This window comes from Pseudomonas sp. MSSRFD41 (genome assembly GCF_014230245.1).
In the GTDB taxonomy this organism is placed as follows: Bacteria; Pseudomonadota; Gammaproteobacteria; order Pseudomonadales; family Pseudomonadaceae; genus Aquipseudomonas; species Aquipseudomonas piscis.
This window is the reverse complement of the sequence record NZ_JACKZK010000011.1, coordinates 68,013-93,198: the sequence shown is the minus strand read 5'-3', so window position 1 is coordinate 93,198 and position 25,186 is coordinate 68,013. Positions and strand designations below refer to the sequence as shown.

Genomic DNA, 25,186 nt, shown 5'->3' with positions numbered 1-25,186 from the left:
AATGCCGGGCTCATCACCCTGGTTCGCCACAAGCCACCACCGGGCGCTGGCGCAGCAAAACCAGCAAGGCACCCAGGGACAAAAGGATCAGCACCGCGCCGTAACCATCGGTGGTGGCGACCAAGCCGAAGCTGCGCGCCAGCCCTCCAGCCAGCAATGCCGGCAGGCAGAACGCCAGGTAGCTCAGGACATAGAACGCCGACAGCAGCCCGGCTCGCTCGTGGGGCAAGGCCAGGGGCACCACACTGCGCAGAGCGCCGAGGAAACCGCCGCCGAAACCGCTGCCCAGCACCAGGGTGCCGAAGAAGAACAGCGGCAGGCTGGCGCTGTGCACCGCCGCCAGGATCAGCGCCATGCCCAGGGCCAGCAACCCGGCCCCCAGACGCAGGACCCCAGCGGGATGCCGCTCGCGCAGGGAGTAGATCATCAGCGCACCGCTGAGCGTCAGCACGGCGACCAGTCCGCCGCCGATCAGGTTCGAGGCAGAGCCAGTGGCGGCTCGCACCAGGGACGGCGCCAGGGACAAATAGAAGCCACCCACCGCCCAGACCGCCACATCCACCGGCAGCGCCAGCCATAGCGCGCGCCGCGCCTGCACCGGCACCTGCAGGGTCGGGCGTAGCGAGGCCCAGGCTCCGGGTTGCGCGCTGACACTTTCCGGCAGGCGCCAGAGGTACAAGGCCTGCGCCACGAACAAGCCCAGGAGCAGCCAATAGCTCAATTGCAGCGGCAGCGGCGCGAACTCCACCAGCATGCTGGCGCCCATGGCTCCGCAGGCCATGCCCAGCAACGGCGCAATGCTGTTGACCAAGGGGCCCTGCCGGCGATCGGTATCCAGCAGCGCGGCTCCCAAGGCGCTGGTGGCCATGCCGGTAGCGAACCCCTGGACCATGCGTGCGGCGATCAGCCAATACACGCTGCTTTCATTGATGAACAGCAGCATCGCCAGGATATTGAGCAGCAGGCCGGCAAAAATCACCGGCCGGCGCCCCAGGTAGTCCGACAACGAACCTACCGTCAGCAACGCCGCCAAAAGGCTCATGGCATAGACGCCGAAGACCAGCGTCAGCATCGCCGCAGAAAAATGCAGGCGTTGCTGGTACAGGTGGTACAAGGGAGTCGGCACGCTGGACGCGGCCAGGAAACCCAACAGGGTCACGGCCAGGAACAACAGGCTGCAACGATTGGACACGCGAGTGTCGATGGCACCGGGCATAGGGCACGCTCCACTAAAGCTAATATTTTGCTTTTGCGGAGTGTGCTACTGCCAGGCGCTTAAAGCAAATTCTTTGTGTTAAGGTTCGACCCCATGGTTATCAAAGAAGGTCTACGCCCAGGCGGCCGCAGCGCCCGGGTCCAGGAATCCATCCACCGGGCAGTGCGCGAGCTTCTTGAAGAACAGGAACGCTCGACCCTGACCGTCCCGCAGATCGCCACTCGTGCCGGCGTCACCCCCTCGACCATCTACCGGCGCTGGGGCGACCTGGCAACCTTGCTCGCCGACGTCGCCCTGGCCCACATGCGCCCGGACAGCGAGCCGGCAAACACCGGCAGCCTGCGTGGCGACCTGCTGGCCTGGGCCGAACAGTACCTGGATGAAATGAGCTCCGAGCCCGGGCGCAACATGATGCGCGACGTCCAATGCAGCGCCACCCCGGGTTATTGCGCGACCCTCCTCGGCGGCCAGTTGCAGATCATCCTCGACCGTTATCGAACCAGCGCAGGCAAGCTGCCGGACGTGGATCGGCTGCTGAACCTGATCGTGGCGCCCACGGTGTTCCGCATCCTGTTCGCCGCCGCGCCCCTCCAGGTCCAGGAGCTCCACGAGCTGGTCGATATCACCCTGGGCCTGGCTTGCGAAACCCGCTCCCCGCCTGGCTGAACCGCCCCTGCGACATCAGGCCGCGCTGATACCTTGGTCGACACTGACGACGACTCGACATCGTGCCAGACTGTCTGGCCGGGCTGACGTGCCCGGTGCATCTGTTTCGGAGTTCCCATGTCGTTGTCCAGCGGGCTGATTGCAGCCGTTGCCCTGGCCTATATGGCCATCATGTTCGCCATCGCCTTCTACGGCGACCGCCGCAGTGCGCCCCTTCCGCCGCGCGTGCGGGCCTGGGTGTACAGCCTGTCGCTGGCGGTGTACTGCACCAGCTGGACCTTCTTCGGCGCCGTGGGCCAGGCCACCGAACAACTCTGGGCCTTCCTGCCGATCTACCTGGGACCGATCCTGCTGCTGGTATTCGCCCCCTGGGTGCTGCAGAAGATGGTGATGATCAGCAAGCAGGAAAACATCACCTCCATCGCCGACTTCATCGCCGCTCGCTACGGTAAATCCCAGTCCCTGGCCGTGGTGGTGGCGCTGATCTGCCTGGTGGGGGTACTGCCCTACATTGCCCTGCAGCTCAAAGGCATCGTGCTCGGGGTCAACCTGCTGATCGGCGCCGGCGCCGATACCATGGGCACCCGCGCCCAGGACACGGCGCTGATCGTGTCGCTGATCCTGGCCCTGTTCACCATCGTCTTCGGCACTCGCAACCTGGACGCCACCGAGCACCACCGGGGCATGGTGCTGGCGATCGCCTTCGAATCCCTGGTCAAGCTGTTCGCCTTCCTCGCGGTAGGCGTGTTCGTCACCTACGGCCTGTACGACGGTTTCGACGATCTGTTCAGCCAGGCCATGCTGGCCCCGCGCCTGGAGCAGTATTGGGAAGAGACCGTCAACTGGCCGTCGATGGTGGTGCAGACCGCAGTGGCGATGATGGCGATCATCTGCCTGCCCCGGCAGTTCCACGTCACCGTGGTGGAAAACATCGAGCCCCAGGACCTGCGCCTGGCCAAATGGGTATTCCCGGCCTACCTGGCCCTGGCCGCGCTGTTCGTGGTGCCCATTGCCCTGGCCGGGCAGATGCTCTTGCCCAGCAGCGTGTTGCCGGACTCCTTCGTCATCAGCCTGCCCCTGGCCCAGGCCCATCCGGCCCTGGCCCTGCTGGCCTTCATCGGCGGTGCGTCGGCGGCCACCGGCATGGTGATCGTCGCCAGCGTGGCGCTGTCGACCATGGTCTCCAACGACATGCTGCTGCCCTGGCTGCTGCGGCACAACAATGCCGAGCGCCCGTTCGAAGTGTTCCGTCACTGGATGCTCTCGGTACGCCGGGTGAGCATCGTCGTCATCCTGCTGCTGGCCTATGTCAGCTACCGCCTGCTCGGTTCCACCGCGAGCCTGGCCACCATCGGCCAGATCGCCTTCGCCGCCGTGACCCAGCTGGCACCGGCCATGGTCGGCGCGCTGTACTGGAAACAGGCCAACCGCCGTGGCGTGTTCGCCGGCCTGGCCGCCGGCACCTTCATCTGGTTCTACACCCTGGTACTGCCGCTGGCGGCCCATAGCCTGGGCTGGTCGCTGAACAGCTTCCCGGGCCTGGCCTGGCTGCACAGCAACCCGCTGAACCTGCCGATCACGCCGCTGACCCAGGGCGTGGTGCTGTCCATGACCGGAAACTTCACCCTGTTCGCCTGGGTCTCGGTCCTGTCGCGCACCCGGGTTTCGGAGCATTGGCAAGCCGGGCGCTTCATCGGCCAGGAAATCAGCGGTCGCCTGAGTTCGCGCTCGATGCTGGCGGTGCAGATCGACGACCTGCTCAAGCTGGCCGCGCGCTTTGTCGGCGAGGAACGCGCCCGCCAGAGCTTCATTCGTTTCGCCTACCGCCAGGGCAAAGGCTTCAACCCGAACCAGAACGCCGACGGTGAATGGATCGCCCATACCGAACGCCTGCTGGCGGGCGTACTGGGGGCCTCATCGACCCGGGCGGTGGTCAAGGCGGCCATCGAAGGCCGGGACATGCAGCTCGAAGACGTGGTGCGCATCGCCGACGAAGCCTCCGAGGTCTTGCAGTTCAACCGCGCCCTGTTGCAAGGCGCGATCGAGAACATCAGCCAGGGCATCAGCGTGGTGGACCAGTCCCTCAAGCTGGTGGCCTGGAACCGGCGCTACCTGGAACTGTTCAACTATCCCGAGGGGCTGATCAGCGTCGGCCGGCCGATCGCCGACATCATCCGCCACAATGCCGAGCGTGGCCTGTGCGGCCCCGGTGAAGCGGAAGTGCACGTGGCCAGGCGTCTGCACTGGATGCGCCAGGGCCGCGCCCACACTTCCGAGCGATTGTTCCCCAATGGCCGGGTGATCGAGCTGATCGGCAACCCCATGCCCGGCGGCGGCTTCGTCATGAGCTTCACCGACATCACCCCGTTTCGCGAGGCCGAGCAGGCCCTGACCGAAGCCAACGAGGGCCTGGAACAACGGGTGGCGGAACGTACCCATGAACTGTCGCAACTCAACGCCGCGCTGATCGAGGCCAAGGGCACCGCCGAGGCAGCCAACCAGTCCAAGACCCGCTTCCTGGCCGCGGTCAGTCACGACCTGATGCAGCCACTGAACGCCGCGCGATTGTTTTCCGCCGCCCTCTCCCACCAGGAAGACGGCCTGTCCGCCGAGGCCCAGCAACTGGTGCAACACCTGGACAGCTCGCTGCGTTCGGCCGAAGACCTGATCAGCGACCTGCTGGACATCTCGCGCCTGGAGAACGGCAAGATCACTCCGGACCGCAAGCCCTTCGTCCTCAATGAACTGTTCGACACCCTGGGCACGGAGTTCAAGGTCCTGGCCCAGGAACAGGGCCTGCAGTTCCGGGTGCGCGGCAGCCACCTGCGCATCGACAGCGACAGCAAGCTGCTGCGCCGGGTGCTGCAGAACTTCCTGACCAATGCCTTCCGTTACGCCAAGGGCCCGGTCCTGCTGGGTGTGCGCCGCCGCGGCGATTCGTTGAGCCTGGAAGTCTGGGACCGCGGCCCCGGCATTCCCCTGGACAAGCAGCAGGTGATCTTCGAGGAGTTCAAGCGCCTGGACAGCCACCAGACCCGAGCCGAAAAAGGCCTGGGGCTGGGCCTGGCGATCGCCGACGGTCTGTGCCGGGTGCTGGGGCATCCGCTACAGGTACGCTCCTGGCCCGGCAAAGGCAGCGTATTCAGTGTCAGCGTGCCCCTGGCGCGCAGCGGCACAGTGGCCCCGGGCAAGGTCGCGGAGAGCAACGGGCAGTCGCTCAACGGCGGACAAGTGCTCTGCCTGGATAATGAAGACAGCATCCTGATCGGCATGAACAGCCTGCTGCGCCGCTGGGGCTGCCAGGTCTGGACCGCCCGCAACCGCGAGGAGTGCGCTGCGCTGCTCAAGGAAGGCATCCGCCCGCAACTGGCGCTAGTGGACTACCACCTGGACGATGGCGAAACCGGAACCGAGGTCATGGCCTGGCTGCGCACCCAATTGGGCGAACCGGTACCCGGCGTGGTGATCAGCGCCGATGGCCGCCCGGAGATGGTCGCCCAGGTACATGCGGCAGGCTTGGACTACCTGGCCAAGCCGGTGAAGCCCGCGGCCTTGCGCGCCCTGCTCAGCCGGCACCTGCCCCTGGGCTGAGGCGCGCCGGACGACTCAGTCCGGCAGTTCCAGCTCGCGGCCATCGGCATCGGTCATGGCCCGCTCCAGCAGATCCGCCGGCAAGCTCTTGCTGGCACGCGCGCCGAGCAGCTTGAGCTGCTCGCTGCGGCTGATCAGGTTGCCGCGGCCCTCGGTCAGCTTGTTGCGTGCCGCCGCGTAGGCTTTGTCCAGCTGCTGCAAACGATTGCCGACCTCATCCAGGTCCTGGATGAACAGCACGAACTTGTCGTACAGCCAGCCCGCCCGCTCGGCGATTTCCCGCGCGTTCTGACTCTGGCGCTCCTGTTTCCACAGGCTGTCGATCACCCGCAGGGTGGCGAGCAAGGTGGTCGGGCTGACGATCACGATATGCCGGTCGAAGGCTTCCTGGAACAGATTGGGCTCGGCCTGCAATGCCGCGGAAAAAGCGCCTTCGACCGGTACGAACAAGAGCACGAAATCCAGGCTGTGCAAACCTTCCAGGCGCTTGTAGTCCTTGCCGGCCAGGCCCTTGACATGATTGCGCAGGGACAGCACGTGCTGCTTCAGAGCGGCCTGGGCAAGCTGAGGGTCGTCACAGCCGACATACTGCTGATAAGCCGTGAGGCTGACCTTGGAATCCACCACCACCTGCTTGTCGCCGGGCAGCATGATCAGCACATCGGGCTGGAATCGCTCGCCATCCGGCCCCTTGAGGCTGACCTGGGTCTGGTATTCGCGGCCCTTTTCCAGGCCGGCATGCTCCAGCACCCGCTCGAGGATCAGTTCGCCCCAGTTGCCCTGGGTTTTCTGGCCCTTGAGGGCACGGGTCAGGTTGGTGGCCTCATCGCTCAGGCGCAGGTTCAGTTGTTGCAGGCGCTCCAGCTCCTTGGCCAGGGAAAACCGTTCGCGGGCCTCGGACTGATAACTCTCCTCCACGCGCTTTTCGAAGGCCTGGATACGCTCCTTCAGTGGGTTCAGCAACTGCCCCAGGCGCTGCTGGCTGGTTTCGGCGAAGCGCTGTTCACGCTCATCGAAGATCTTGCTCGCCAACTCGGCGAACTGGGCTCGCAGCTCGTCCCGGGAGCCCTGCAGGTCCGTGAGACGTTGTTGATGGCTGTCCTGCTGCTCGCGCAGTTCTGCAGCCAGCGAGGCCACCTGGGCATCCAACCGGCGTAATTCGTTTTCCTTGGCAGCGCGCTCCAGGCTCCAGGCATGGGCCGCATCACGGGCGTTGTCGCGCTCGATCTGCAACAACTCCACCTCGCGTCCCAGGGCCGCCAGATCCGCCTGCTTGAGGGCATTGGCCTGGCTCAGGTCGCTGACTTCATCACGACTGGCATCCAGTTGCGCCAGCAGCCCTTCCTGGGCCATCTGGGCGGTGGCCAGGCGTTCCTCCAGCAAAGACAATTCGGTTTGGCTGGAACTGGCACGCCGCTGCAGTTGCCAGGCCAATGCCAGCAGTGGCACCGCAGCCGCCGCCAGGCCAAGCAAGATGCTGGTCAAGTCCATAGCCATAGCGAGTCCTGACATCCAGAAAAGAAATGAAGGTTAACCAAGCCGCCAGGGGTTGGACAGAGCTCAGTCTTCGATCCGACCCAGCTCTTGTTGTGCGTCACGATCGCCGGCGCGAGCGGCCTGGCGCAGCAGGTCATGGCCGATACGGCGGTCCCGGGCATTGCCGCATTCGCGACACATCAACTGGCCCAGCCGGCTCTGAGCGGCGACCACGCCTTCGCGGGCCGGCTGCTTGAGCAAGCGCCCGGCGAAGTGCTTGACGCTGGAGCTATGTCCGAGACGCGGATTGTCCAGCAACCACAGGGCAACCCGCAGAGAGAAGCGCTTGGGTTCGGTAACACTTTCAGAGGTTGCGGTAACAGAGGGTGATACTGAGCGAAACTTCATAAAGCACTGTGGGACAGATCGGAAGGCGCGCCACTCTACTCCTTTTTTTGTCTGGGTAAAGCTCAAAAGAGCCAGCACGCCCGTCCTAGAGCAAGCGCTTGGGACAATCCACAGAAGCTGTGGATAACTCAGTGGACAACCCCTTCCCAACCCCCGCAAAGCCCCATGAGACGGGCCTTCCAGTCAAACTGACGATTTTTTCACCAGTAAAAAAAAGCGATGTTTTTCATTGACTTAAATTCTCGAGACAGGCTAAGGGGCTAACTTAAGCCAAGGTGACAAGCGGGTGACACGTTGCGCGATAAGTGTGCACAACCGTGTTGAAATTGACGCAGGTAACGCACTCTTTTCGTACACGCCCCAAGCTGGAGGTACACCGCCAGTTTCCCGACTCTCGATAAGAATTCACCTAGCACACTTGCGCTCCGCTCCTCAACCCAATAGAATGCGCGCCGTTAGTACCAAGCTGAAAGTCAATTCCGGTCGAACACGTCCCGTCGGCAGCACCTCAAAACGAGCAGAATGCGCCAACATCCAGGACCGACCATCTCGCTGGTTTCCAGATAATGCTCACCACTGCAGCGTCCTTGGAACATTTTCCAGGCCGCGAGTGAGCCCCTTACTCTGACCGAACCAACCTGCAAATTGATCAGGATCTTCACCCTGGGCCCAGAACCTCTGCCCTTGTTGTGCTGCCTGACCTCCTAAGTACCTACCTGCCAGCCTTAGCGCAACTGTAATCAAAGCGCTGCAAACTGGCTGCTTTGTTCCAGACAGGTTCTTCGCCCGGCCCTTGGCGGCCAGCGTTACTGGAACGTTTTAACGTTGCACGGTTCTTATCCGTGTCATTTGTAGGAACAATAATCATGTCTACTCAAATCCAGACTCAAAATGCCATTCGCACCCTGACCAACGCTTTTGCACCACTGAACTGCCTGATCATGGCAACCCGCAAAAACGGTTTCAGCTTCACCTTGGTCAATGAACATGGAATCGCCCGTCACAGCGAACGCCTGTATCCGGACCAGTACTCCAGCGCCGAGCCGTTGCAGGCAGTGATCGAACGCACGCGCCAGGCCCTGGTGGCCTGATCCGGCAAACGCCGAAAAACCCGAAGCCCCGTCACTGTGCGGGGCTTTTTTATGGCTTGTGATTTATCGGCAGCCCCAAGCGAGCAAGCACCAAACGATATAAGGTTTATAACAAGGAGGCGGAAATGTTTTAAAAACAGGCCTTTACAGCACAGATATGACACTACACTTCAACTCAAGCGGCCTGAACCGCTTCCGGCGAATCTGATCTTCCATTAGCTGCCAAGCGCCTTCAGGTTTCGCCGGCCATTTTCAATACTCGAGGGCTTTATGGGTATCGCCGCCAGCGAGTTGTGCCGCTATGTGATACGCCCAACGCTGATGTACCTGGGCAGCCATAGCAAAACCGCTGAAGCCTTGTTATTGGGCATCGCCGCCAGCCAGTCGGAGCTGGGCTCGGCATTGCACGATCGCCGCGGCCATGGGCTGTACCGCATCACTGAACCACGTCACCAAGCCCTCTGGGACCATTACCTGGCACTGGACCCAGAACGAGCCAGCCTGGTTCGCGGATTGGCCAGCCAGCACGCGTTTCTCAGCGGACCGCATCAGGAACTGACCGTCAACCTGCGCTATGCCACGGCGATCGCCTGGTTGCTGGTGGAGGAACAGCGCACCCCACTACCTCCTGCCGACGATTTACTCGGCATGGCCCGTATCTGGAGGAAGACCTTTCAACCACAAGGACGCTTAAGAGATTTCACCTATGCCTGGCAAACCTGCATTTCACCGCTGAGCCAGGTGGCCTGCTGACGAGGACTTTTACAAAATCAGAGAAAAAGCCTGATTTTGGTCGGATTGTCCTACAAAACCACCCTAAATCAACCATTTCCGCCTATAGCGCCAGGACAGAAATGTTGGTAGTTTTCGCCTCGGTGATCATCAGGAGTTCTAATAATGAAAAAAGTAATGCTCAAATCCACCATCGGCCTCGCCGTCGCGATGGCGTCCAGCCAGATCTTCGCCGGCGGCTTCGCACTCAACGAACAAAGCATCAGTGGCATGGGTACCGGTTTTGCCGGTCGTTCGTCCGCTGCCGAAGATGCCAGCACTGTCTATGGCAACCCTGCCGGTATGTCTCGCCTGAAGAAGCAACAAGTCACCGTGGGCGTCGCCGCCATCGACGCAAGCACCGACATCAAGCACACCAGCGGTACTCAGACCGGCACCAACAAAGGTGACATGGTTCCTTTCACAGCGGTGCCAATGGGCTTCTACGTCAGGCCCATCGATGAGCACTGGGCATTCGGCCTGGGGGTCTACGCGCCGTTCGGCCTCGTGACCGACTATGAAAACGATTTCCAAGGCCGCAACTTCGGCAGCAAGAGCGACGTCAAGGTCATAACCCTGCAACCGACCGTCAGCTATGCCTTCAACGACAAGGTCTCGATCGGCTTTGGCCCGACCATCAACCGCATTTCCGGCGTGCTGGAATCTGCCTTGCAGCCGCCATTTTCCCGCAATACCAGTAACGTCAAGATCAAGGGCGACGATACAGCCCTGGGCTACAACATCGGCGTGCTGGTGCAAGCCACCGACACTACCCGTGTCGGTCTGACCTACCATTCCAAAGTCGACTACAAGCTGGAAGGCCATACCGACGTCTACGCTGGCGCAGGCACTGCTGGTGCCGGCACTCCGTTCTCAGTGCTGAAAAGCGAGCGCTACGACGCATCCCTTAAGGTCACTACTCCCGAGTCCTACGACCTGTCCGTTACTCAGGACCTGAACGATGCCTGGAAAGTCTATGCGGGCGCCACCTGGACTCGCTGGAGCCGCCTGAAGGACATCACCGTCAAGAACGAAGGCGTCACCCGCGCCAACGGCGGCGCCTTCGCCCCTGCCGGCCTGAGCACCATCAAGGAAGATCAGAACTGGCATGACACCTGGGCCTACGCACTGGGCACCTCCTATCAGCTCAACAAGCAATGGGTCCTGCGCACCGGTCTAAGCTTCGACCAGGCTCCCACCAACAACACTGACCGTTCGCCGCGCATCCCTACTGGCGACCGGACCATCTTCAGTGTGGGTGCAGGCTGGAGCCCAACCGACGACCTGACCATCGATGTGGCCTATTCCTACCTCAAGGAAGAAAAAGTAAACATCAACCGCCGCAACGCACTCGGCCAGACCTACAACGCCGAGTATGAAAACAGCGCGAACGGTTTCGGTCTCGGCGCGACCTACCGCTTCTAACATTCGACCTCAGGCGTGTGCCTGGCCTATCGAATGCCAAAACAAAAGCCCCGGCATCCTCATGGATCCGGGGCTTTTCTACTTTGCCGAACGGGTAGTCAAGCCCCCGACGCCAGCGCCTTCTCCACCGCTTCGAGCAGCTCCGGATCATCCGGCTTGGTCAGGCTGGAAAAGTTGGCGATCACCTTGCCCTGGCGATCCACCACGTACTTGTAGAAGTTCCACTTCGGCGCGCCGCTCTGCTGCGCCAGCACCTTGAACAGGTGCACCGCATCCGCGCCCTTGACCTTTTGCGGCTCGGTCATGGTGAAGGTCACACCATAGTTGACATAGCAGACCTTGGCGGTTTCGGCACCGTCCCTTGACTCCTGCTTGAAGTCGTTGGACGGCACTCCCACCACCTCCAATCCCTGGTCCTTGTAGCGCTGGTACAAGGCCTCGAGCCCCTTGAACTGCGGGGCGAACCCGCAAAAGCTCGCCGTGTTGACCACCACCAGCGGCTTGCCAGCGAACCGCTGGCACAGATCGATGGATTCCTTGGCGCGCAGCTTGGGCAACGAGCCCTGCAACAACGCCGGACAATCGGCGGCCCAGGTGGAGCCGGCGAAGGTCGCGAGCAAAACGGGAATGGCAAACCAGCGCATGACCATGTCAGGTGTCCTTGAAAAGTCGTCAGATCCCGACGTTACTCGCCCCTGCCGGCGCCTAGCAAGCGCCCAGGCCCAATTGCATCAGCGCCATTCCACTGTGCTGCCAGCCCCACCAGGCCAGCAGCAGTGACAAGGCGACCAAGCCCAGGCCAATCCACCAACCAATACGCGCCTTCATGCGGCGCTGGCCTGCAGGCGCGCCACCGCACGCTCGCGCACCGGCCAATTGAGCGCAGCGGCCAGCACGCTGAGGAGGATCGCTATCTGCCATATCAGATCGTAGCTGCCGGTCCGGTCATACACCACGCCGCCCAGCCAACCACCAAGGAACGAGCCCAGTTGATGAAACAAGAACACGATCCCACCAAGCATCGACAGGTTCCGCACCCCGAACAGGGTCGCCACCGTACCGTTGGTCAGAGGCACCGTGGACAGCCAGAGAAACCCCATGGCCATGCCGAACAGGTAGGCGCTGGCCTGGGTCACCGGCACCCACAAAAACAGCACGATCACCACCGCCCGCAGCAGGTACAGGCCTGTGAGCAAACGCGGCTTGGAGATTCGCCCGCCCAACCAGCCAGCGGTGTAGGTCCCGAAGATATTGAACAGGCCGATCAGCGCCAGCACCGTGGTGCCCACGGTGGCCGGCAGGTGCTGGTCCACCAGGTAGGCCGGCAAATGCACACCGATGAACACGACCTGGAAACCACAGACGAAGAAGCCGAAGGCCAGCAGCCAGAACCCGGAGTGGGAACAGGCCTCGCGCAATGCTTCCATCAGGCTCTGTTCATGCCCATGGACGGGCAGCGGCTTGTCCTTGAGCATGCTCACTAGCGGCACGATCAGCGCCACCAGCACACCCAGCACCAGCAGCGCCGCCGACCAGCCCAACCAGCCGATCAGGCCCAGGGTGCCCGGCAGCATGGCGAACTGGCCGAAGGAGCCGGCAGCGCTGGCCAGGCCCATGCCCATGCTGCGCTTCTCCGGCGGCAGTGCACGGCCAACCACACCCAGGATCACCGAGAACGAAGTACCGGACAGGCCGATACCGATCAGCAGCCCGGCACTCAGGGACAGCGACAAGGGCGAGTCCGCCATTCCCATGCAAACCAGGCCCACGGCGTACAGCACGCCGCCGATAAGTACCACCTTCGCCGCACCGAAGCGATCAGCCAGGGCCCCGGTGAATGGCTGAGCCAGGCCCCAGATCAGGTTCTGCAAGGCAATGGCGAAGGCGAAGACCTCGCGCCCCCAACCGAACTGCGCACTCATGGGCGGCAGGAACAGGCCGAAGCCATGCCTGATTCCCAGCGACAAGGCCAGGATCAACGCGCTGCCAAGAAGTACCCAACTGCTGGTACGCCACATCGATGACATTTTTATTCTCCGTCTACGGGTATATACCCGCTTATGTTCGAACGAACCGGCCTCAGGCCAGTTCGTTCAGCAAGGCCAACAGGGTTTCACGTTTCTCCATCCCCAGGCGATCGATCAGTCGCTGCTGGGCGGCCTCCCACGCCGGCAAGGCCGCAGCCAGGCGCTCATGCCCCGCCTCGGTCAGCTGCACCAGGCGATTGCGCTGATCGTCGCCCTCGACCAGGCGCACCAGGCCCGAGGCCTCCAATACCCGCACATTGCGCCCCAGGGTGCTGCGATCCAGGCCCATGGCCTCGGCCAGGCTGGAGATACTCGGCTGCTCGAGGCGCAGCAGGTTGTTCAGCAAGGAATACTGGGCGACGTTGATCCCGAAGCCATCGAGGGCGCCGTCGTAGAACCTGCTGACGCCACGCGCGGCGCGACGCAGGTTGGTGCACAAACATTGGGAGGGAAGCATGATGCGTGTATATACCCGCGAAAATTCCAGGACAACTGTTTTCAATAAAAATGCTGCTTGGCATCTGCCTCAGGCTAGAGCCAGGGCCAGCAGCACCGCCGTCTCCAGCAACTCCAGCAAGGCGCCGGCGGTATCACCGGTGGTACCGCCCAAGCGCCGCAGCATCAGTTGGCGCAACCAGCAGAACACCACCAGGGCCAGCAACAGCGCCAACAAGCCGTGGTATCCCCCCAGCAACAGGCAACCCAGGGTACTCAGGGCCAGCACTTGCCTGCCCGCCAGGCGCGGCAAATGATCGGCCAGGGCCTGGCCCAGACCGCCGGCACGCACATAGGGCGTACTGAGGAACAGGCCAAGCAAGGCCGCGCGTCCGATCAACGGCGCCAGTAGCAGAGCCACAGCTTGTTGCTGCTCGATCAGGGCCACCAGCGCCGCGAACTTGAGCAGCAGGACCAGCACCAGGGTAACCACGGCAATCGGTCCGCTGCGCGGATCCTTCATGATGCTCAGGGTGCGCTCGCGATCACCGAAGCCGCCCAGCCAGGCGTCGGCGCTATCGGCCAGGCCATCCAGGTGCAGTCCGCCGCTGAGCAAGACCCAGGCAGCCAGCAACAAGGCTGCATGCAGCAGCGGCGCAGCGCCACTGAGCAAGGCATTCAGTGCCCACAGCAAGACACCGAACAACAACCCCACCAGCGGATAGAACAACAACGAGCGCCCCAGTTGCTCGGGCTGCGGCATGCCCGGCAGGCGGATCGGCAAGCTGCTGAGGAACTGCAAGGCAATCCAGAACGGCAGCATCTCAGCCCTCCTCGCTCATCCGTCCCGCAGCCACTGTCAGGCCGAACCAGGCACCATGGCCCACTTCGACATTCAGCAACTGCTCACGGGGCAGCTCGCGGGCCCTGGCCAACAACAAGCGCATCACACCGCCATGGCTGATCAGCAGCACCCGCCGCCCGGCATGGGCCTGGTACAGGCGGTCGATCGCTGCCAGCACCCGTTGTGAAAAGCGCTCTACCGGCTCGCCTCCAGGCGGGGTGAAACCATAGGGGTCGGACCAGAAACGCCCCAGGCCCTCGGCGTCGGTTTGCATCAGGGCTGCCGTGCTCCGCCCTTCCCAGTCACCGAAGTGCAGTTCCTTGAGACCCGGTTCCAGCAGCAGCGGCAGCTGCAGGCGCGCCGTCAGTTGCTCGGCAAAACTTGCGCAACGCTGCAACGGCGAGCTGACCACCAGGTCCCAGGGGCCGCGCCCCTCGACCCCGGCATGCATCTGCTGCCAGCCCCGCTCGGTCAAGGCGTCGTCCAGGCTGCCCCGCAGGCCGCCACCGGATTCGGTCTCACCGTGGCGCAGAAGGTCCAGGCGCAACGTCATGCCGGACGATCCGCCACGGCCGCTTCGGCGAAAGTCGCCATCTGCCCGTGCAGGTCGCAGGCCAGGCGCAGCAAGGGCACCGCCAGCGCCGCACCACTGCCTTCTCCCAGGCGCAGCCCCAGGTCCAGCAGCGGATCGGCCTCGAGCACTTGCAGCACATGCCGGTGCCCAGGTTCGGCTCCCTGGTGGGCGAACAGCAACCAGGGGCGGCAGCCTGGATTCAAACGCACCGCCACTAGTGCCGCGACGCTGCAAATGAAGCCGTCCACCAGCACCGCGATGCCCTCCTGGGCACAGGCCAGGTAGGCGCCGGCCAAGGCCGCGATCTCGAAACCGCCAAGGTCTTGCAGCGCTTGCCAGGCATCACCGCGCGCCCCCTGGTGCAAGGCAAGGGCTCGTTCGATGACCTGGGCCTTGTGGCTGACGCCCGCGGCGTTCAGCCCGGTACCTGGCCCGGCCAGCTGCGTTACCGGAATGTCCAGCAAGGCGCAGGCGATGGCGCTGGCGGCCGTGGTATTGCCGATCCCCATTTCCCCGCCGATGAACAACTGGGCGCCCTGCCCCCGGGCACGTAGCGCACTATCACGACCGGCCTGCAGCGCCTGCTCGAGCTGGGCCCGGGTCATGGCCGGGCCCTGGAGGAAGTTCGCCGTGCCCAGCCCCAGGTTCAGGTGGCGCACTCCAGGCAGCTCCAGGTTCGGCGTCACGGTGCCCAGGTCCACCACTTCCAGCTGCGCCGCCAACTGGCGGGCCAGCACGCTGATCGCGGCGCCACCATTGACGAAGTTCAGCAGCATCTGGCCGGTCACTTCCTGCGGATAGGCCGACACACCTTCGGCCACCACCCCGTGATCACCGGCGAAGAGGGTGATCCACAGCTGCTCGATGGCGGGCTTGAGCCGGCCTTGCAAGCCCGCCAGGCGCACGGCCAGCGGCTCCAGCTGGCCCAGCGAGCCGGCCGGTTTGGTCAGCTGCTGCTGCCGTGCCAGGGCCTGCTCCACCACTTGGCTATCAATGGACTTGCACAGGTTCTGCCACCAGGAATTGCTCATAACGCGGGTCCTTTCAAAGTCAGGGGCAGGCCAGCCACCGTCAGCACCACTCGCTGACAGCGCTCGGCCAGGGCTTGATGCAGCCAACCGGCTTCATCCACATAGCGGCGAGTCAATTCGCCCAGCGGCACGACACCCATTCCGGTCTCGTTGCTGACAAAGATAATGTCTCCCGGCAGCTCGGCCACGCATTGCAGCAAGGCCTCGCGCTCGGCACAAAGGCGCTGCTGGTCTTCGAGCATCAGCAGGTTGGTCAACCACAGGGTCAGGCAGTCCACCAACAGGCAGCGCCCCGGACTGGCCGCCTGGCGCAGTACCCGGGCCAGCTCCAGGGGCTCTTCGACCAGCCCCCAGTGCGCCGGACGGCGTTCGCGATGATGGGCGATACGCTGGTTCATCTCGCCGTCCAACGGTTGGCTGGTGGCGATATAGGTCACTTCCAGCGCACTGTCGCTGGCCAGTTTCTCGGCCAGGCGGCTCTTGCCGGAGCGGGCACCACCGAGGATCAGTTGCAACATGCTTGGGCACCTCTGAAAAGAAAACCGCGCACGGCTGCGTGCCTACAGGCCACAGAGCCGGCGCAATGCGGCGGTATCCAGGTGGCGCTCCACCAGGTCCGCCAGGCGTTCAATATCGCGCTCGCGCAGGCCGTGGTAATCCACCTGCTGGACATCCTCCAGGCCGGCCCAGCGCAACAGCGCGCCGCAGGCCGCTGGCGTCTCGAACAGGCCGTGCAGGTAGGTGGCGAGGATCTGCCCGTCGGCACTGCGGGCGCCGTCGCTGCGACCATCGTCCAGGCGCACTGCCGCCTGTTCCAGGGCTGGGCCACGACTGACTCCGGCATGGATCTCGTAGCCGCTGACCGCGGCGTCTTCCAGGGTCAGGCGTCCACTGACGTTACGCAGCTGCTTTTGCGCCTCCAGCACGGTTTCGAAAGCCAGCAGGCCCAGGCCCGGGCTGGAGCCCGCGGCACCTTCCAGGCCCAGTGGGTCGTGCAATTGCTCGCCGAGCATCTGCAGGCCGCCGCAGATGCCCAGGAGCTTGCCGCCGTAGCGCAGGTGCCGGGCGATGGCCTGTTCCCAGCCATTGGCCCGCAGGTAGGCGAGATCGCCGCGCACGCTTTTCGAGCCGGGGAGAATGATCAGGTCGGCGGCGGGTATCGCCTGCCCGGGCCCGATGAATTGCAGGTCTACCTGGGGATGCAGGCGCAGCGGATCGAAGTCCGTATGGTTGCTGATGCGCGGCAGCACCGGCACCACCACCTTGAGCAGTTGCTCGACCTTGCCGGCCTGGCGCTGGTCGATGCCGTCCTCGGCCTCCAGGTGCAGGTCCATGACATAGGGCAACACCCCGAGTACCGGCTTGCCGGTGCGCTGCTCCAGCCAATCCAGGCCCGGTTGCAGCAGGGCGATGTCGCCGCGAAAGCGGTTGATGATGAAGCCCTTGACCCGCGCCTGCTCGCTGGGTGAAAGCAGCTCCAGGGTGCCCACCAGGTGGGCGAACACTCCGCCACGATTGATGTCGGCGATCAGCAGCACCGGACAATCCACCGCCTCGGCAAACCCCATGTTGGCGATGTCGCCGGCCCGCAGGTTGATCTCGGCCGGGGAACCGGCGCCCTCGACCATCACCACCTGGTACGCCTGGCGCAGTCGCTGGTGGGAAGCCAGCACCGCTTGCATGGCGATGGCCTTGTAGTCGTGATAGGCCACGGCATTCATGGTGGTCACCGCACGACCATGGATGATCACCTGGGAGCCCGTATCGCTGTTGGGCTTGAGCAACACCGGGTTCATGTCGGTATGGGGCGCGAGGTTGGCGGCCTGGGCCTGGACTGCCTGGGCCCGGCCGATCTCGCCGCCATCGGCGGTCACCGCGCTGTTGAGCGCCATGTTCTGCGGCTTGAACGGCACCACGCTGATCCCCTGGCGCAACAGCCAGCGGCACAGCGCGGTCACCAGGGTGCTCTTGCCCGCGTCCGATGTGGTGCCCTGCACCATCAGCGTGGTCATGGGTAGTCCTTGCGATAAGCCAGCAAGGCCTGCTCCAGGCGAGCGCACTCGGCCTCGTCGGCAGGCAGGCCGAAACGCAGGCTGCTGTTGTGGGCGAACAGGCGCAGGAGAATGCCGCGCCGGGCCATGAAGTGATAGAGGCGCTCAGCCTCGTCGGTGATCAGCCATTGGAACAGCGCGCAACCGCCCTGGGGCTTGAAGCCGTAACGCTGCAACACCGCCACCAACTGCTGGCTGGCGGCCTCGCTGCGCTGGCGCTGGCGGGCATGGCCGGCGACATCCCGCAGGCAAGCCTGCCCCAGGACCCGGGTCGGGCCACTGACAGCCCAGGGTCCCACCTGCTCGGCCAACAGCCGCAACAGCCGATGCTCGGCCAGGACGAATCCCAGGCGCACCCCGGCCAGGCCGAAGAACTTGCCGAACGAACGCAGGACGATCAACCCCACCTGGTGGGCATGGCTGGCCAGGCTCAGCTCAGGCGTGTTGTCCATGAAGGCTTCATCCACCACCAGCCAGCCACCGCGCTGGACCAGGCGTGCGTGCCACTCCAGCAGGCGCTCGGGGCTCAGGCTCAGGCCCGTGGGATTGTTGGGATTGACCACCACCAGCACATCGAGACTGTCGAGAAAGAAGTCGACTTCCTGCTCCAGCACTTCGCGTACCCGATAGCCACTGCGACGCCAGGCTTCGGCGTGCTCGGCATAACAGGGCGACAGCACCCCGACCTTGCCGGTGCGACGCAAACGCGGCAGCAGCTGGATCGCCGCCTGGGAACCGGCCACCGGCAATACTTCGTTGGCGCCGTAATAGGCACAGGCCGCCTGCTCCAGGCCGTCGTCGGTTTCCGGCAGGCGGGCCCAGGCACGCAGCGGAATCTGCGGCAACGCGAAAGGCCAGGGGGCCAGGCCGCTGGACAGGTCCAGCCAGTCCTCTTCGGCGATGCCATGTTCCTGGGCCGCCCTGCGCAAACGCCCACCGTGCTCAAGCATAGAATTGCGCCCCCAGGCAAAGAATCAGCAACCACAGCCATACCCCACGCTGCACCAGCTGCCAGCCACCATCGATGGACCCGGCGCTGGCCGCTTCACCCTCGCCCAATTGCGGGCGCTGGTGCAGTTCGCCGTGATAGATCGCCGGGCCGCCCAGCTCGACCCCGAGGGCTCCAGCACCGGCGGCCATCACCGGACCGGCATTGGGGCTGTCCCAGGTCGGCCCCTGGCGATACCAGCATTTGAAGGCCAGCCGGGTCTTGCCCAGCAAGGCATAGGTCAGGGCCACCAGGCGCGCCGGAATATAGTTGAGCAGATCATCGATCCGCGCGGCAGCCCAGCCGAAACGCTCGAAGCGCTCGTTGCGGTAACCCCACATCGCATCCAGGGTGTTGCTCAGACGATAGAGCACCACCCCGGGCGCACCGGCCACGGCGAACCAGAACAAGGCGGCGAACACCGCATCGCTGCCGTTCTCCAGCACCGACTCGGTGGCCGCGCGCGCCACGGCGGGGGCATCCAGCTCGCTGGTCTGGCGGCTCACCAGGAAACCCACCCGCCGCCGCGCCTCATCCAGGTCATCGCTACGCAGGGCCTGGGCCACCGGCTCGACATGCTCGCCAAGGCTGCGCAGCCCCAAAGCGCAATACAGCGCCAGGACTTCCACCAGCCAGCCGATATAGGGGAACCAGGACAAGGCCGTGGCCAACAGGGTGAGGGGCAGGACCGCCAGGACCCAGGCCGTGACGCCATGACTGCGCCAACCTCGTCCGCCGGCGTTGAAACGTTGCTCGATGCGATCCGCCAAGCGCCCGAAGGCCACCAGTGGATGCCAGCGCTTGGGCTCGCCCAGCAGCGCATCCAGCGCCACCCCGGCGACACTCAGCAACGCCACGCTCATTGACTCACTCCCCAGTAATTTTCATACAGCAATTCATTCAATGGCCGGGGCTGGGCCCAGCCCTCCAGCGCGAGCATCGGCGCCGCATAGAACTCGGTGACCGGCCCCAGGCACAGCACGGCCAGGGGCTTGGCACCTTCGGGCAAGCCCAGGAGATTGGCCAGGGCCTGGGGCTCGAACAGCGATACCCAACCCATGCCCAACCCTTCGCTGCGCGCCGCCAGCCAGAGGTTCTGGATGGCGCAGGACAGGGAGGCGAGGTCCATTTCCGGCAGGGTCCGGCGACCGAAGACATGCCGTTCCCGGCCGTCCATCAACGCCGCCACCAGCAATTCGGCGCACTCGTTGATGCCTTCGACCTTGAGCTTCATGAACTCGTCGGAACGCTCCCCCAGCGCCTCGGCGGTACGTACCCGCTCTTCTTCCACCAACTGCCGGATGTTGTCCCGCAGCGCACGGTCACTGATGCGGATAAACCGCCAGGGCTGCATCAGGCCAACGCTAGGGGCCTGGTGCGCGGCCTCCAGCAGGCGCTGCAACAGCTCGGGAGCAACGCTGCCGCCGGCGAAATGCCGCATGTCACGACGCTCGGCAATAGCACGATAGACCGCCTCGCGCTCGGCCGCGGAAAACGCCTGCTCAATCACACGCCAGGCCCTCGGCGACCCCTGGCCGGGGCGCGAACAACGCTGCCACCGCCACAGGATTGGATGGGAAGTAGAAGTGCACATAGGAGGCGGTCATGCGCCCGTCGCGATACACCGCCTCGGCACCCCGCCCCCCATTGGGGCTCGCCCCCCGGGCGATGGGCGCAAGTTCGGTACTGGTCAGGGAGTGATGGTAGGTGTGCCCGCGCAGACGGCCCTCCGGCAGGTCCACCGCTTGCAAGGCCAAGGCCGCCAGGCGCTTCTGCATCACCGCCTCGCCGGGCAGCAGCCCCAAGAGTTCGGCACGCTGGCCCTCGACATCGGTCAGGGCATCGAGCAGGTACAGCATCCCGCCGCATTCAGCGAGCAGCGGCTTGCCGGCGGCGTGATGGGCGCGGATGGCCGCGAGCATGCCGCTATTGCTGGCGAGTGCCTGATGGTGCAGCTCGGGGTACCCCCCGGGCAGGTACAGGCTGTCGGCCGCCGGCAACTCACTATCGTGGATCGGTGAGAAGAAACTCAGTTGCGCGCCCATAGCCCGCAGCAGGTCGAGGCTGGCGCCGTAGGTGAAGGCGAATGCCTCATCCCGCGCCACGGCGATCCGCACGCCCTCCAGCAGCGGCTCGCAGGCCTCCGGAGCCGGCGCGGCAAACCCCACCGCTGGCGGCAGCGCCACCTGGCAACTGCTGGCCAAGGCCTCGGCAGCGGCATCCAGGCGCAAATCCAGGTCATTGAGTTCGTTGGCCTGGACCAAGCCCAGATGGCGGCTGGGCAGCTCGATCGAGGTTTCCCGGGACAAGGCTCCATACCAGCGCAACCCCTCGGTCAGGCTGCCTTCGAGCAGTTGCGCATGGCGCAAGGTCCCCACCCGGTTGGCCAGCACGCCGGCGAACGGCAGGTCCGGCTGGTAGCGCGCCAGACCCAGGGCCAGGGCGCCGAAAGTCTGGGCCATGGCGGTGCCATCGATCACCCCCAGCACCGGCACGCCGAAATGCCGGGCCAGGTCGGCGCTCGATGGCGTGCCATCGAACAACCCCATAACGCCTTCGATGAGGATCAGGTCGGCCTCGCCAGCGGCCTCCCACAGCAGACGGCGGCTTTCCTGCTCGCCCACCATCCACATGTCCAGCTGGTATACCGGGGCGCCGCTGGCCCGCTCGAGAATCATCGGATCGAGAAAATCCGGACCGCACTTGAACACCCGCACCTTGCGTCCCTGGTTACGGTGCAGGCGCGCCAGGGCGGCGGTCACGGTGGTCTTGCCCTGGCCGGATGCCGGAGCGGCGATCAATACCGCCGGGCAATGACGAACATCATTCATGGGTTCACGCTCACAGCTCGATGCCCTTCTGCGCCTTGATACCGGCCTGGAAGGCGTGCTTGACCATGCCCATCTCGGTGACGGTGTCGGCCAGTTCGAGCATTTCCGGCTTGGCCCCGCGCCCGGTCACCACCACGTGCTGCATCGGCGGGCGGGCCTGCAGGTCGCCGAGCACCTGATCCAGGTCCAGGTAGCCATGCTTGAGGGCGATGTTCAGTTCATCGAGTACCACCAGGCCGATCTGCGGATCGCGCAACAGCTCCCGGGAAACCGCCCAGGCGGCCTCGGCGGCGGCGATGTCGCGCTGGCGGTCCTGGGTCTCCCAAGTGAAGCCCTCGCCCATCACATGGAACCGCACCTGCTCGGGAAAGCGCCGGAAGAACAGCTCTTCGCCAGTGCTTTCGCGGCCCTTGATGAACTGCACCACGCCACAGCGCATGCCATGGCCCATGGACCGTGCCAGCATGCCGAAGGCCGAACTGCTCTTGCCTTTGCCGTTGCCGGTCAGGACCAGCAACAGCCCGCATTCATTGGGCGAGTTGGCGATACGCTCGTCGATCACCGCTTTTTTGCGCAGCATGCGCGCCAGATGACGTTCGTCACGCTCGAGGGATTCACTCATGGAGCAGCTCTCCGTTGGGGCTTGGGGAACGGGGGGCAGGAATGGAAAACGGACGGCGCAAGCCTGGCATCGCCCACCGTGATGCCGTTGGATGGATCAGGCCGGTCTCCGGGCTCGTGAGCGGCATCTCTGCCGGACTGCGCGCCTTCCCATGCCTGCTTCGACACAGTGGCACTCGCGCAATCTTGACTCACCTACCGTTGCGGGGGCAGCGCCGGAATCGTCGCCGGCTCCATCGCTGGAACGGGCCCTGACCGGCTTCCCTGTTTCACTCTGTCGACCCAGGAGTCACAGAGCACCTGAAACAAGTCGCGAAGGTTAGAGGGTTGGGGATGGAGCGTCAATGAAGCGGCCCGCCGCACCCAACGGAAAACTGCACTGCATCAACAAACTGACGCCAATCTTGTGCCACACTGAAAGCAGTGATATCAAATAGCCACTTTCAGGACATGACGTCCATCACAACAATAAGGGGTGAGTTCGATGCAAGGCATGATCATCAGCAATCCAAGGCTGGAATTCCTGCGACCGATGCTGGAGCGCTGGTTCGATTGCATTGACCGCTACAACGCGATTCGCGGCGATAACGAAACCCCATATTGGTTCGACGAACAAGCCAACCTGGGGCTGCTCTCAGCTGCAGCCTGGATGGCCGAGATGGTGACCCTGGAACGCAGCCCCAGCAAGAAACAGCTCGAAGAAGGCGCGCGCAATGCCCACACCGACCTGTACCTGGCCACCCAGGAAGAACGCGCCTATATCCAAGCCACCCAGCGCTGGCCAAGGGTCAACAGCCTGAACCTGACCCAGGCACTGCTGGATATCGCCAATGCAGCGAAGACCATCAGCTACGCCAGCGACCTGAAGCTTGGCTGCCTGTTCGTCGCACCTCAAAAGGCCCAGCACAGCGCGACTCCCGAAGAACTGCAAGACATGCTCGACGACCTGCAGAAGGAGCACTGCTGCGCCGTGGCCTGGTATTTCCCCTATGCCTATCGCAAGCTGCACAACGAAGCCGGCCACTACCACCCTGGGGTGGCGGCCTTGTTCAAGGAGGCTCGCTGAACGGAAGGAACCCCAGGGCCCCATGCTTCTCTATGATTGAACATTCGCGCATTCATAGGGACATCAGCATGCTCAAGCCTCGCCATACCTTGCTCATCGCCATCGCCGCCGGTCTCGCCGCCTGCGGCGAAACCTCCAGCCTGCAGGTCGCAGACGGTACCGGCCCCAACCCCAAGTTGCCGGAGCCCAACCCCACCCTGATCCCCACCCTGAATATCGCACCGGCCATCGGCTGGCCCGAGGGAGCGAAACCGCTGGCCGCCAACGGGACCCAGGTCAGCGCCTTCGCCGAGCATCTCGATCATCCTCGCTGGCTCTATGTCCTGCCTAACGGGGACGTGCTGGTGGCGGAAACCAACGCCCCGCCCAAACCGGACGACAGCCGGGGCATCCGCGGCTGGGTAGCCGGCAAGGTGATGGGGCGCGCCGGGGCCACGGTTCCCAGCGCCAACCGCATCACCCTGCTGCGCGATGCCGACCACGACGGCGTGGCGGAGACTCGCAGCGTCTTCCTGGAGAACCTCAACTCGCCCTTCGGCATGACCCTGGTGGGCAACGACCTGTATGTAGCCGATACCGACAAGCTGCTGCGCTTCCCCTACCAGAACGGTGACACCAGGATCAGCGCCGGCGCCACCAAGGTCGTGGACCTGCCCGGCGGCACGCTGAATCACCACTGGACCAAGAATGTCATCGCCAGCAAGGATGGCAGCAAGCTGTATGTCACCGTCGGCTCGAACAGCAATGTCGGCGAAAACGGCCTGGACAAGGAAGAAGGCCGGGCGGCGATCTGGGAAGTGGACCGTGCCAGCGGCCAGCATCGCTTGTTCGCCACCGGCCTGCGCAACCCCAATGGCCTGGCCTGGGAGCCAGTCAGCGGAGCCCTCTGGACAGCAGTGAACGAACGGGACGAGATCGGCAGCGACCTGGTGCCCGACTACATCACATCGGTCAAGGATGGCGCCTTCTACGGCTGGCCCTTCAGCTACTACGGCCAGCATGTGGACGTGCGGGTCAAACCCCAGGATCCGGCACTGGTGGCCAAGGCAATCGCCCCGGACTACGCCGTGGGGCCGCACACGGCCTCGCTGGGCCTGGCGTTCGCCACTGGCAGCAAGCTGCCCGCGCCCTTCACCGAAGGCGCCTTCATCGGCCAGCACGGTTCCTGGAACCGCAAGCCCCACAGTGGCTACAAGGTGCTCTTCGTACCCTTCAGCGGCGGCAAGCCCCAAGGACAGCCGATCGACCTGCTCAGCGGCTTTCTAGATGCTGACAAGAACGCCATGGGGCGTCCGGTGGGAGTGGTGATCGACCAGCAAGGGGCCCTGCTGGTCGCCGATGACGTCGGCAACAAGATCTGGCGCGTGAGCGCTGCCAAGAAGCCCTGATCTCAGCGCTTGCGGCACAGGGTCAGGCCGTCCCCCAGGGGCAGCAACGACAGATCGATACGCGGGTCATCCTTGAGGGCACGATTGAGCGCCTGGATGGCCCGGGTATCCTCGCTGGCAGGAGCGACCTCCAACACCCGCCCACTCCACAAGGTGTTATCGAACACGACCAGGCCCGCGGTGCGCAGCAAGCGCAAGGCAGACTCCAGGTAAACCGGGTAATTGGCCTTGTCGGCATCGATGAAGATCAGGTCGAAAGAACCAGCCTGCCCCTGTTGCTCGAGGCTGGCCAGGGTTTCCAGGGCAGGCGCCAGACGCAGATCGATACGCTGCTGGACTCCGGCCTCCTGCCAGTAACGGCGGGCAGTGGCGTTGTAGTCCCCAGGAAGATCACAGCAGAGCAGAGAACCATCCCCAGGTAGCGCCTGGGCCATGCACAAGGCGCTGTAGCCGGTGAAGGTACCAACCTCCAGCACGCGGCGAGCACCGACCAGCTTGATCAACAGGGCGAGGAACTGCCCCTGCTCCGGCGCAACCTGCCAGCGCGCAGTGGGCAAGGCCTGGGTTTCATCCCGCAGACGACGCAGCAGAGGCGTTTCACGCAGGGACACATCCAGCAGGTACTGGTAGAGGGCATCGTCGAGATTGAGCGTACGAGCAGTCACGAACACCTCGACAAGAAAAGA

25 protein-coding genes and 1 riboswitch are annotated in these 25,186 nt (G+C 64.1%); of the genes, 7 read left to right on the top strand and 18 right to left on the bottom strand.

Features of this window, described 5'->3' with window-relative positions; translation table 11 throughout:
* Positions 1-13: 13 nt before the first annotated feature.
* Complete coding sequence (locus H7A76_RS17985; RefSeq protein ID WP_185699734.1) at positions 14-1,216, bottom strand: MFS transporter; 1,203 nt, start codon at positions 1,214-1,216, stop codon at positions 14-16.
* Positions 1,217-1,309: 93 nt separating this feature from the next.
* Between H7A76_RS17985 and H7A76_RS17980 the strand changes: the two genes are divergently transcribed.
* Together H7A76_RS17980 and H7A76_RS17975 are read left to right on the top strand one after the other, a co-directional pair.
* Positions 1,310-1,882: a TetR/AcrR family transcriptional regulator gene (locus H7A76_RS17980; RefSeq protein WP_185699733.1), complete on the top strand. Its 573-nt coding sequence runs from the start codon at positions 1,310-1,312 to the stop codon at positions 1,880-1,882.
* A 117-nt stretch (positions 1,883-1,999) separates the two neighbouring features.
* Positions 2,000-5,473, top strand: a complete 3,474-nt coding sequence (locus H7A76_RS17975) for a PAS domain-containing hybrid sensor histidine kinase/response regulator (RefSeq protein ID WP_185699732.1) — start codon at positions 2,000-2,002, stop codon at positions 5,471-5,473.
* Positions 5,474-5,488: 15 nt separating this feature from the next.
* Here H7A76_RS17975 and rmuC read toward each other — a convergent pair whose 3' ends face one another.
* Entirely contained in the window at positions 5,489-6,856 is a 1,368-nt protein-coding gene (gene rmuC / locus H7A76_RS17970) for a DNA recombination protein RmuC (protein WP_185699830.1), read from the bottom strand.
* Positions 6,857-7,033: 177 nt separating this feature from the next.
* Positions 7,034-7,357, bottom strand: coding sequence for a sel1 repeat family protein (locus H7A76_RS17965; protein ID WP_185699731.1), 324 nt, complete (start codon positions 7,355-7,357; stop codon positions 7,034-7,036).
* An 866-nt stretch (positions 7,358-8,223) separates the two neighbouring features.
* Between H7A76_RS17965 and H7A76_RS17960 the strand changes: the two genes are divergently transcribed.
* From H7A76_RS17960 to H7A76_RS17950, 3 genes are all read left to right on the top strand, one after another.
* On the top strand, positions 8,224-8,448 hold the full coding sequence (locus H7A76_RS17960; protein WP_022640209.1) for a hypothetical protein: 225 nt from the start codon (positions 8,224-8,226) through the stop codon (positions 8,446-8,448).
* A gap of 270 nt (positions 8,449-8,718) precedes the next feature.
* Positions 8,719-9,201, top strand: a complete 483-nt coding sequence (locus H7A76_RS17955) for a hypothetical protein (protein WP_185699730.1) — start codon at positions 8,719-8,721, stop codon at positions 9,199-9,201.
* Between the two features lie 144 nt (positions 9,202-9,345).
* Entirely contained in the window at positions 9,346-10,644 is a 1,299-nt protein-coding gene (locus H7A76_RS17950) for an OmpP1/FadL family transporter (protein ID WP_185699729.1), read from the top strand.
* Positions 10,645-10,742: 98 nt separating this feature from the next.
* Here the strand turns inward: H7A76_RS17950 and H7A76_RS17945 are convergent, their stop codons facing one another.
* From H7A76_RS17945 to cobO, 14 genes are all read right to left on the bottom strand, one after another.
* Positions 10,743-11,294, bottom strand: coding sequence for a glutathione peroxidase (locus H7A76_RS17945; protein WP_185699728.1), 552 nt, complete (start codon positions 11,292-11,294; stop codon positions 10,743-10,745).
* Between the two features lie 55 nt (positions 11,295-11,349).
* Complete coding sequence (locus H7A76_RS32380) at positions 11,350-11,472, bottom strand: hypothetical protein (RefSeq protein WP_260498004.1); 123 nt, start codon at positions 11,470-11,472, stop codon at positions 11,350-11,352.
* On the bottom strand, positions 11,469-12,671 hold the full coding sequence (locus H7A76_RS17940) for an MFS transporter (protein WP_409519193.1): 1,203 nt from the start codon (positions 12,669-12,671) through the stop codon (positions 11,469-11,471). Before H7A76_RS17940 ends, H7A76_RS32380 begins: the two co-directional genes overlap by 4 nt.
* A 52-nt stretch (positions 12,672-12,723) precedes the next feature.
* A complete protein-coding gene (locus tag H7A76_RS17935) occupies positions 12,724-13,128 on the bottom strand; it encodes a MarR family winged helix-turn-helix transcriptional regulator (RefSeq protein ID WP_185699727.1) in 405 nt (134 codons plus the stop codon).
* A gap of 69 nt (positions 13,129-13,197) precedes the next feature.
* Positions 13,198-13,929: an adenosylcobinamide-GDP ribazoletransferase gene (locus tag H7A76_RS17930; protein ID WP_185699726.1), complete on the bottom strand. Its 732-nt coding sequence runs from the start codon at positions 13,927-13,929 to the stop codon at positions 13,198-13,200.
* Position 13,930: 1 nt separating this feature from the next.
* The gene (gene cobC, locus H7A76_RS17925; protein ID WP_185699725.1) at positions 13,931-14,503 is read right to left on the bottom strand and encodes an alpha-ribazole phosphatase family protein; all 573 of its coding nucleotides are present in this window, start codon (positions 14,501-14,503) and stop codon (positions 13,931-13,933) included.
* Positions 14,500-15,555: a nicotinate-nucleotide--dimethylbenzimidazole phosphoribosyltransferase gene (cobT, locus tag H7A76_RS17920; protein ID WP_185699724.1), complete on the bottom strand. Its 1,056-nt coding sequence runs from the start codon at positions 15,553-15,555 to the stop codon at positions 14,500-14,502. Before cobT ends, cobC begins: the two co-directional genes overlap by 4 nt.
* Positions 15,552-16,073 (bottom strand): bifunctional adenosylcobinamide kinase/adenosylcobinamide-phosphate guanylyltransferase, encoded by a 522-nt coding sequence (gene cobU, locus H7A76_RS17915; protein WP_185699723.1) that lies wholly within the window; start codon positions 16,071-16,073, stop codon positions 15,552-15,554. The genes cobT and cobU overlap by 4 nt, the downstream gene beginning before the upstream one ends.
* Positions 16,074-16,115: 42 nt before the next feature.
* Complete coding sequence (locus H7A76_RS17910) at positions 16,116-17,567, bottom strand: cobyric acid synthase (protein ID WP_152898719.1); 1,452 nt, start codon at positions 17,565-17,567, stop codon at positions 16,116-16,118.
* Positions 17,564-18,556, bottom strand: a complete 993-nt coding sequence (gene cobD / locus H7A76_RS17905; protein WP_152898717.1) for a threonine-phosphate decarboxylase CobD — start codon at positions 18,554-18,556, stop codon at positions 17,564-17,566. The genes H7A76_RS17910 and cobD overlap by 4 nt, the downstream gene beginning before the upstream one ends.
* Positions 18,549-19,457 carry an adenosylcobinamide-phosphate synthase CbiB gene (gene cbiB / locus H7A76_RS17900; protein ID WP_053133350.1) on the bottom strand — a complete coding sequence of 303 codons (909 nt, stop codon included), beginning with the start codon at positions 19,455-19,457 and terminating at the stop codon, positions 18,549-18,551. The genes cobD and cbiB overlap by 8 nt, the downstream gene beginning before the upstream one ends.
* Complete coding sequence (gene bluB / locus H7A76_RS17895) at positions 19,454-20,104, bottom strand: 5,6-dimethylbenzimidazole synthase (RefSeq protein ID WP_312026262.1); 651 nt, start codon at positions 20,102-20,104, stop codon at positions 19,454-19,456. Before bluB ends, cbiB begins: the two co-directional genes overlap by 4 nt.
* The gene (locus tag H7A76_RS17890; protein ID WP_185699721.1) at positions 20,097-21,425 is read right to left on the bottom strand and encodes a cobyrinate a,c-diamide synthase; all 1,329 of its coding nucleotides are present in this window, start codon (positions 21,423-21,425) and stop codon (positions 20,097-20,099) included. Before H7A76_RS17890 ends, bluB begins: the two co-directional genes overlap by 8 nt.
* Before the next feature lie 10 nt (positions 21,426-21,435).
* Complete coding sequence (gene cobO, locus H7A76_RS17885; RefSeq protein WP_185699720.1) at positions 21,436-22,047, bottom strand: cob(I)yrinic acid a,c-diamide adenosyltransferase; 612 nt, start codon at positions 22,045-22,047, stop codon at positions 21,436-21,438.
* An 81-nt stretch (positions 22,048-22,128) separates the two neighbouring features.
* A riboswitch (cobalamin riboswitch) is annotated at positions 22,129-22,365 on the bottom strand.
* A 165-nt stretch (positions 22,366-22,530) separates the two neighbouring features.
* On the opposite strand from cobO, the gene H7A76_RS17880 reads away from it, so the two are divergent.
* Entirely contained in the window at positions 22,531-23,112 is a 582-nt protein-coding gene (locus H7A76_RS17880) for a hypothetical protein (protein ID WP_185699719.1), read from the top strand.
* A gap of 68 nt (positions 23,113-23,180) precedes the next feature.
* The gene (locus tag H7A76_RS17875; protein WP_185699718.1) at positions 23,181-24,500 is read left to right on the top strand and encodes a PQQ-dependent sugar dehydrogenase; all 1,320 of its coding nucleotides are present in this window, start codon (positions 23,181-23,183) and stop codon (positions 24,498-24,500) included.
* A 2-nt stretch (positions 24,501-24,502) separates the two neighbouring features.
* On the opposite strand, the gene H7A76_RS17870 is transcribed toward H7A76_RS17875, so the two are convergent.
* Positions 24,503-25,165 carry a class I SAM-dependent methyltransferase gene (locus H7A76_RS17870; RefSeq protein ID WP_185699717.1) on the bottom strand — a complete coding sequence of 221 codons (663 nt, stop codon included), beginning with the start codon at positions 25,163-25,165 and terminating at the stop codon, positions 24,503-24,505.
* Positions 25,166-25,186: the final 21 nt, after the last annotated feature.

Bases quoted from the DNA above. Each gene is read 5' to 3' on its own strand.
- H7A76_RS17985 (WP_185699734.1), bottom strand. From the start codon at position 1,216: ATGCCCGGTGCCATCGACACTCGCGTGTCCAATCGTTGCAGCCTGTTG.
- H7A76_RS17980 (WP_185699733.1), top strand. From the start codon at position 1,310: ATGGTTATCAAAGAAGGTCTACGCCCAGGCGGCCGCAGCGCCCGGGTC.
- H7A76_RS17975 (WP_185699732.1), top strand. From the start codon at position 2,000: ATGTCGTTGTCCAGCGGGCTGATTGCAGCCGTTGCCCTGGCCTATATG.
- H7A76_RS17965 (WP_185699731.1), bottom strand. From the start codon at position 7,357: ATGAAGTTTCGCTCAGTATCACCCTCTGTTACCGCAACCTCTGAAAGT.
- H7A76_RS17960 (WP_022640209.1), top strand. From the start codon at position 8,224: ATGTCTACTCAAATCCAGACTCAAAATGCCATTCGCACCCTGACCAAC.
- H7A76_RS17955 (WP_185699730.1), top strand. From the start codon at position 8,719: ATGGGTATCGCCGCCAGCGAGTTGTGCCGCTATGTGATACGCCCAACG.
- H7A76_RS17950 (WP_185699729.1), top strand. From the start codon at position 9,346: ATGAAAAAAGTAATGCTCAAATCCACCATCGGCCTCGCCGTCGCGATG.
- H7A76_RS17945 (WP_185699728.1), bottom strand. From the start codon at position 11,294: ATGGTCATGCGCTGGTTTGCCATTCCCGTTTTGCTCGCGACCTTCGCC.
- H7A76_RS32380 (WP_260498004.1), bottom strand. From the start codon at position 11,472: ATGAAGGCGCGTATTGGTTGGTGGATTGGCCTGGGCTTGGTCGCCTTG.
- H7A76_RS17940 (WP_409519193.1), bottom strand. From the start codon at position 12,671: ATGTCATCGATGTGGCGTACCAGCAGTTGGGTACTTCTTGGCAGCGCG.
- H7A76_RS17935 (WP_185699727.1), bottom strand. From the start codon at position 13,128: ATGCTTCCCTCCCAATGTTTGTGCACCAACCTGCGTCGCGCCGCGCGT.
- H7A76_RS17930 (WP_185699726.1), bottom strand. From the start codon at position 13,929: ATGCTGCCGTTCTGGATTGCCTTGCAGTTCCTCAGCAGCTTGCCGATC.
- cobC (WP_185699725.1), bottom strand. From the start codon at position 14,503: ATGACGTTGCGCCTGGACCTTCTGCGCCACGGTGAGACCGAATCCGGT.
- cobT (WP_185699724.1), bottom strand. From the start codon at position 15,555: ATGAGCAATTCCTGGTGGCAGAACCTGTGCAAGTCCATTGATAGCCAA.
- cobU (WP_185699723.1), bottom strand. From the start codon at position 16,073: ATGTTGCAACTGATCCTCGGTGGTGCCCGCTCCGGCAAGAGCCGCCTG.
- H7A76_RS17910 (WP_152898719.1), bottom strand. From the start codon at position 17,567: ATGACCACGCTGATGGTGCAGGGCACCACATCGGACGCGGGCAAGAGC.
- cobD (WP_152898717.1), bottom strand. From the start codon at position 18,556: ATGCTTGAGCACGGTGGGCGTTTGCGCAGGGCGGCCCAGGAACATGGC.
- cbiB (WP_053133350.1), bottom strand. From the start codon at position 19,457: ATGAGCGTGGCGTTGCTGAGTGTCGCCGGGGTGGCGCTGGATGCGCTG.
- H7A76_RS17890 (WP_185699721.1), bottom strand. From the start codon at position 21,425: ATGAATGATGTTCGTCATTGCCCGGCGGTATTGATCGCCGCTCCGGCA.
- cobO (WP_185699720.1), bottom strand. From the start codon at position 22,047: ATGAGTGAATCCCTCGAGCGTGACGAACGTCATCTGGCGCGCATGCTG.
- H7A76_RS17880 (WP_185699719.1), top strand. From the start codon at position 22,531: ATGCAAGGCATGATCATCAGCAATCCAAGGCTGGAATTCCTGCGACCG.
- H7A76_RS17875 (WP_185699718.1), top strand. From the start codon at position 23,181: ATGCTCAAGCCTCGCCATACCTTGCTCATCGCCATCGCCGCCGGTCTC.